Origin of the sequence: Streptomyces canarius (genome assembly GCF_014650735.1) — a bacterium.
GTDB classification, from domain to species: Bacteria; Actinomycetota; Actinomycetes; order Streptomycetales; family Streptomycetaceae; genus Streptomyces; species Streptomyces olivaceoviridis.
In genome coordinates this window covers 1-5,796 of record NZ_BMVN01000131.1, presented here as the reverse complement: position 1 = coordinate 5,796, position 5,796 = coordinate 1, and the positions used below count along the sequence as shown (strand labels likewise).

4 protein-coding genes and 2 pseudogenes are annotated in these 5,796 nt (G+C 68.1%); 4 read left to right on the top strand and 2 right to left on the bottom strand.

Going from position 1 to position 5,796, the window contains the following annotated elements; genetic code table 11:
- The first annotated feature begins 260 nt into the window (after positions 1-260).
- Genes IE294_RS46145 through IE294_RS46130 form a run of 4 tightly spaced genes read left to right on the top strand, consistent with a single transcriptional unit; the run spans position 261 to position 3,037 of the window.
- Positions 261-716, top strand: coding sequence for a VOC family protein (locus tag IE294_RS46145; protein WP_189895299.1), 456 nt, complete (start codon positions 261-263; stop codon positions 714-716).
- Positions 717-766: 50 nt separating this feature from the next.
- Complete coding sequence (locus IE294_RS46140) at positions 767-1,639, top strand: SDR family oxidoreductase (protein WP_229918239.1); 873 nt, start codon at positions 767-769, stop codon at positions 1,637-1,639.
- 34 nt (positions 1,640-1,673) lie between these two features.
- Positions 1,674-2,006, top strand: a complete 333-nt coding sequence (locus IE294_RS46135; RefSeq protein ID WP_189895298.1) for a hypothetical protein — start codon at positions 1,674-1,676, stop codon at positions 2,004-2,006.
- A gap of 38 nt (positions 2,007-2,044) precedes the next feature.
- Positions 2,045-3,037 carry a Dyp-type peroxidase gene (locus IE294_RS46130; protein ID WP_189895297.1) on the top strand — a complete coding sequence of 331 codons (993 nt, stop codon included), beginning with the start codon at positions 2,045-2,047 and terminating at the stop codon, positions 3,035-3,037.
- Positions 3,038-3,628: 591 nt separating this feature from the next.
- Here the strand turns inward: IE294_RS46130 and IE294_RS46125 are convergent.
- Positions 3,629-4,449: pseudogene (locus IE294_RS46125) on the bottom strand (HARBI1 family protein).
- A 1,139-nt stretch (positions 4,450-5,588) separates the two neighbouring features.
- Positions 5,589-5,796 (bottom strand): annotated as a pseudogene (locus IE294_RS46120) (ketol-acid reductoisomerase); the annotation flags it as partial.

Below are 5,796 nucleotides of genomic sequence, written 5' to 3'. Positions count from 1 at the left end.
TCGCCCGCTCCGGCGGTGCGGCCTTCACCGAGGACATCGCTCCCCAGGTCGTCCGCCACTGACGCTCCCGCACACCCGCGAGGCGAACTGATCACCCCGGAGCGCCGCGGCGCCGGCCTGCGGAGGTCGGCGCCGCGGACACTCGCTCCCCGTGCACGGTGGCCTCGGGCCTTCGGCACGGACGACCGCCGGTGTCACAGACCGGGTGCCTGTTCGGTCAGACCTTCAGCCACACGGGCCCATGAAGGGAATGACGGACGATGACACCTGACGGGGATCTCCCCGCACCGGAGCGGGGCCTCCTTCTCACGCATTTCCTGACGGTGCGCGATGTCGAGGTGTCCCGGCGCTTCTACGCCGACGTCTTCGGCGGCGAGGTCGTGATGGGGGAGAATCCGGCGATCGTCAAGGTCGCCAACACCTGGATCATCATGAACCCCGGCGGCGGTCCCACCCCGGACAAGCCAGGCGTCACACTGGAGGCGCCACGAAGCGGCGAGCGTGTTTCCAGTTTCCTCAACGTGCGAGTGGCCGACATCGCCGCCTTCTACACGCATGCCGTCGCGAACGGTGCCGACTTCCTCACCGAGCCCGTCGACCGCGGATCCGAGCTGCGCTGCTACTTCCGTGACCCCGACGGCTACCTCATCGAGGTGGGTCAGTCCACCGGTTTGCTGGCAGGGATCCACGCGGCCACGCCCGAAGAGTCCAGTTGAGCACCGCGACGCGGTCCCGTCCATAGGGGAGTTTCCGGATGAAGGTCGTTGTGTTCGACGACGGCGGGCTCATAGGCGCCGAGACCGCACTCTGGGTCAGGGATCACGGACACGAGGTCGACCTGATCTCGGCGCCCGGGGGTCTTGACTCGCTCGCACGAGAAGAGATCGCCGAGTCCCTGCGTAATTGCTCAGTAGTGATCGACCTCACTCGTCAGCCGTCCCTGAACACCGGGATCGCCACCGATGATCACGGCCTTGTCATGGACGAGGAGAGCCTCGTCGCGTCATGGCGACGTTCCACCAGCGCCCTCCTCCAGGCCGAGACGGCAGCCGGTGTCGGCCACCATGTCTCCCTGTCCGTGGTAGGTGTGGACCGTGTGAGAAGTGAGGGTGCTTTCCGAGCCCTCCAGGCGCACGAAACCATGATTCAGCGGTCCGGCATTTCCTATTCCATAGTGCGTTCCACGCAGATGTTCGAGTCGGCCGAGGACATAGCGACTGCGGGCACCGAAGACTGGATCGTCTGGGTGCCGCCGGTCGAGGTGCGCCCGGTGTCCCTGACCGACGTGGCCATCCTGCTCGCGCATACTGCCGTGTCCCGCCCCCTGATCGGCGTCCGTGAGATCGCCGGCCCCGAGAAGTTCAGGCTGGACGCGTTCGTGCGTGCCGCCCTCACCGCCGTGCACGCGGAGCACCGCCACGTCTTCACGGACGTCCGCAGCCCCTTCTTCGGCGCGCGTCTTCGGCCCACGGACCTTCTGCCAGGTGCCGGCGCCTTCATCGCGCAGACGAGCTACCGGGCATGGTGCACCAGCCGGCCTGGGCGGGAGAGCACCGAGGGACGTGGCAGCGGCGAGCACCCGGACGGCGCCTACAGGCCCCGTCACGGATCGTCCGACGACGGCTGCTCCAGAGAGTGAAGAGCATGAACCGCGGCATGAAAGAGAGCCGCTGATGACGTCGTTGAGGATCCGCCTGCTCGGCGCGGTCCGTGAACTCGCAGCCGTGGAGCTGCCCTCTGTCACCTCCGTCCACAAGGGCCGGCCGCTGCGCCGTTTCGCCTTGGAGTTTCACGTTCCGGATGAGCGGCACCGTGAATTGGACGCCGAACTGGAGGCTGCTGCCGCGAACGAGGCAGACCCCCTGCACGGGACCGACGCGGCCTGGCGTGGCTCAGAGGACTGGTCCGACGCGGCACCCTCTCAGCCGTCGCGACTCCACGCCCGTTGTCGCCACGAGGAGCGCGAGCGGTCCCGCACCGATCGTCTCAGCGACTACTGCCGCTGAGATCGTCTGCCACCGACGTGGATGAAAGAGGATGATGCATGTCCGGAGACGTCGCGGAACCGGTGCCTCAGATGGTTCTGTCTCCCTTGACCAGTGCGGCGATCTTCCTGGTCGTCACGATCGACAGCGGTGGCGAGACCACCGTTCGCGAACTGCTGTCGGATCTCGGCTCACTGGAACGGGCCGTGGGGTTCCGTGCCCAGCCCGACGGCAGGCTGAGCTGCGTCACCGGTATCGGTTCGCACGCCTGGGACCGGCTGTTCGCCGGACCGCGCCCGGCCAGGCTGCATCCATTCCGGGAACTGCACGGTCCGGTGCACCGGGCCGTGGCCACCCCCGGCGACCTGCTGTTCCACATCCGCGCATCGCGGCTGGACCTGTGCTTCGCGCTCGCCACGGAGATCATGAGCCGGCTGCGCGGCGCGGTCACGGTCCAGGACGAAGTGCATGGCTTCAAGTACTTCGACGAACGCGACCTGCTGGGCTTCGTCGACGGCACGGAGAATCCGACGGGCCCGGCGGCGCACGCGGCCGTACTCGTCGGCGAGGAAGACCCCCGGTTCACAGGCGGCAGCTATGTCGTCGTGCAGAAGTACCTGCACGATCTCGACGCATGGGAAGCCCTGCCGGTCGAAGCGCAGGAGAAGGCGATCGGTCGCCGGAAGCTGTCCGACGTGGAACTGGCGGACGACGCCAAACCGGCGGACTCACACGTCGCTCTGACCACGGTCACCGACGCGGACGGCAACGAGCGCGAGATCCTCCGTGACAACATGCCCTTCGGATCCGTGGGCCGTGGGGAGTTCGGCACCTATTTCATCGGCTACGCGCGCACTCCCGAAGTCACGGAGACGATGCTGGAGCGCATGTTCCTGGGCACGGCGTCAGCGTCCTACGACCGTATCCTGGATTTCTCCACTCCGGTCACGGGCTCCCTGTTCTTCACGCCGTCCGCCGACTTCCTGGAAGACGTGCCCGACCCGCCGGCCCCTGAGCCCTCCGCCGCTTCTCCGACCGAGGAACACGACTGAGGATCCGCGATACCTGCGAGTTCAGGACTGCGCGGGGACACCCGCCGCGGCCGGGCGACCGTCGCGGCGCCCTGTGCGAGGGGACGGGACGCACGCCAGTCGTGTTCCCTGGCGACGGGGCATGAGTGTCCGGTGGGGGTCTGCCTCTCCCATTGCCGGTCGCACGACGTCTCGGTTCAGGGGGTGGGGTGGCCGGCCGGTGGGGGAGGGCCAGGTCCCCCACCCACCGCCCCGACAGTGAGGTCCTCCCGGCAACCTAACGGTTGCAGTGCGTGACGATCCGCTGGACGGCAGCATGGTGACCCGGCCCCCACTTACACTCGCGCGATGAACAACATGCGGTGCACTCAATGCGGTCAGGTCGGGCTTGAGCAGGGCTTTGTCAGTGACAGTGGCCAGGGCTCCCGCGGGTACGCGCGATGGTTCGGGAGCCTCCTTGAGCGGGGCGTGATGGGCATAGCTAAGACGCGGGGCCTGCCGCAGTGGCAGATCGATGCATTCCGCTGCCCGAACTGCGCACACCTGGAACTGTTCGCCGTCCAGCGATTGAACCTTCGTAGGTAAGGCCTCGTGACGTTTTGGGATCTTCGTTCAGGCGGTGCGGCCGCGTTCGAGCTGGAGCAGGACGAGGGCGGCTCGGGCGATCCGGGTGATGGCCGCAGGGTCGAGGCTGATCCTGCGCAGGGCCTTGAAAGTGACCTTCAGCAGGGCATTGGCACGTTCGGCGACAGCGTGGACGCCTCGGATCACGGCGTTGAACACCTGGTCGGGCTCGGCGAGTTCACGGCCCTTGGGCTTCTTGACCGGGTGGCGGAAGCCGGGCCCGGCGTTCTCGTGGCCGAGGTCGGTCAGGGTGGGGATGCCCAGGGTGGCGGCAAGCCGGTTCAGGGCGTCGACCAGTCCGTGGGCCCGTGCGCAGGTGGTGTCGTGCTCGCGGCCCGGGCGGACGCGGGAGACCCAGATGGGCCAGCCGTCCGGGGCGGCGATGACCTGCACGTTTCCTCCGTGGTGCTTGCGCTTGCCGGACCACCACAGGTCCGCACTGTTGGGGCCGGCGGCCACGCGGTCGGTGCGGATCACCGTGCCGTCCAGGTTGAGGTGGGTATACCCGGCTGCCGCCGCCCTCTCCAGCGCGGTGGACAGGTCGGGCGCGTGGTCGGCCAGTACGGTCAGTCATGCAGATAGCGATAGGCGGCCGGCACCGAGATGCCGTTGTTCCGGGCGAGTTGGACCAGCCGGGTACCGTCGACGAACCAGCGCAGCACGAGCACCGCCTGCTTGAAGACGCCCAGCGCGCGAGTTCCCTTGCGGGTCCCGAGCTGCTCGCGGTGCCCGCGCAGCAGCCTCGCGAGATGCTCGGCGGTTGCCCTGCGGACATCGAGCACGGCGGTGTAGGTGATACTGGACGCCACGTGGAGCCTCTGGTTGTACGGAACGTGTTCTTCGCAGACTCGTTCCTACCAGGGGCTTCGCTCATGCCTGACGCCGAGTCACCATCCCGCCGTCCGACATCATCACGCACCGCAACCGCCACATTGCCGAGAAGACCTCAGTGGATGCCCTTCCTGCGCAGGCGCCGTAGGACGTGCCCCGCGCCCTTTGCTCGACGACGAGGACCCGGTTGGTGCGGCGCGTGCTTTCCTCGATCGTCTCCCAGTCCAGCGAGGCGTGTCGAGCCGGCGCAGGTCGATGCGGTCGTCCCGGACCCCGGGCACGGTGACGACGTCGCGGTGACGCCGTACGGCCGCTGTGCCGACCGGTAACACGTCGTCCAGGTCACCCCCCGGGACCGGGCCGGTCGTCGGGTAGAGACCGACGTGTTCCAGCACCACGACGGATCGTTGCAGGCGAGCGCGGTGATCATCAGCCCGATGCAGTCGTCCGGGGTGGAGGCGCGACGATGCACAGGACCGGAGCTGCGGCCAGGATGCCGGCCGGGTCCAACGAATGCTGTGCGGCATGAAGGGAACGTCGGCCGGGCTGCCGAACATGTGGCCGAGTCGGCGACGTCCCTCGTCCCGCAGCCGGTGCCGGCGGGCTCTGCCCCGGCACTCCCACGGACGGCGAACCGGACGTACAGGTGGACCGGTTCACGGCGGTGGGCGGTCCGGTGCAGCAGTCGAGCCCGTCCGCCATGAGCCGGCCGGCGCCTCGGGTGCGGCAGAGGACATGATGCGCCACGCAGGGCGAGAGTTTGGTTTCGTCCTCCTCGGCCGGATCCGTGTGCAGATCGGCTTCGGTACCTACGAACTCTAGGAGGGCGACTCGGTCAGCTTCGACTCGATGACGCCACACCGTCTGAGCGACGAGTTCGATGCCTGTGGAGGCGGTCTGGGGCGTCGTCGGAAGCCGCGATGACACACGCGGCCGGACGGCGCCCAGCCCCGAGTCCGACGTGACCCGCCTGCCGTCCCTGCGTACCTGAGCGGCGTTCCACGCCCCGAACCGGCTTCCGCGGCGAGAGCTGTTCGTCGGCGCCCCGCGCCACCCTCGCCGGAGCGGCGGTGTGCGGCCGGGATCGGTGACCCGGCCGGTGCCGCTCCGTGCGCCCTTACGCCTCTTCGTTCACCCAGCTCATCAGCTTGCGCAGCTGCTTGCCGGTGGTCTCCAGCAGGTGCTCGGAGTCCTGCTTCTTGTACTCGTTGTACTTCTTCAGGCCGCCGTGGTACTCGTCCATCCAGTTGCGGGCGAAGGAGCCGTCCTGGATCTCGGCGAGGACCTTCTTCATCTCGGCCTTGGTGGCGTCGGTGATGATGCGC

What these genes read in the sequence shown, in the direction of transcription:
- IE294_RS46135 (WP_189895298.1), top strand. Translation starts at nt 1,674, where the DNA reads ATGACGTCGTTGAGGATCCGCCTGCTCGGCGCGGTCCGTGAACTCGCA.
- IE294_RS46145 (WP_189895299.1), top strand. Translation starts at nt 261, where the DNA reads ATGACACCTGACGGGGATCTCCCCGCACCGGAGCGGGGCCTCCTTCTC.
- IE294_RS46130 (WP_189895297.1), top strand. Translation starts at nt 2,045, where the DNA reads ATGTCCGGAGACGTCGCGGAACCGGTGCCTCAGATGGTTCTGTCTCCC.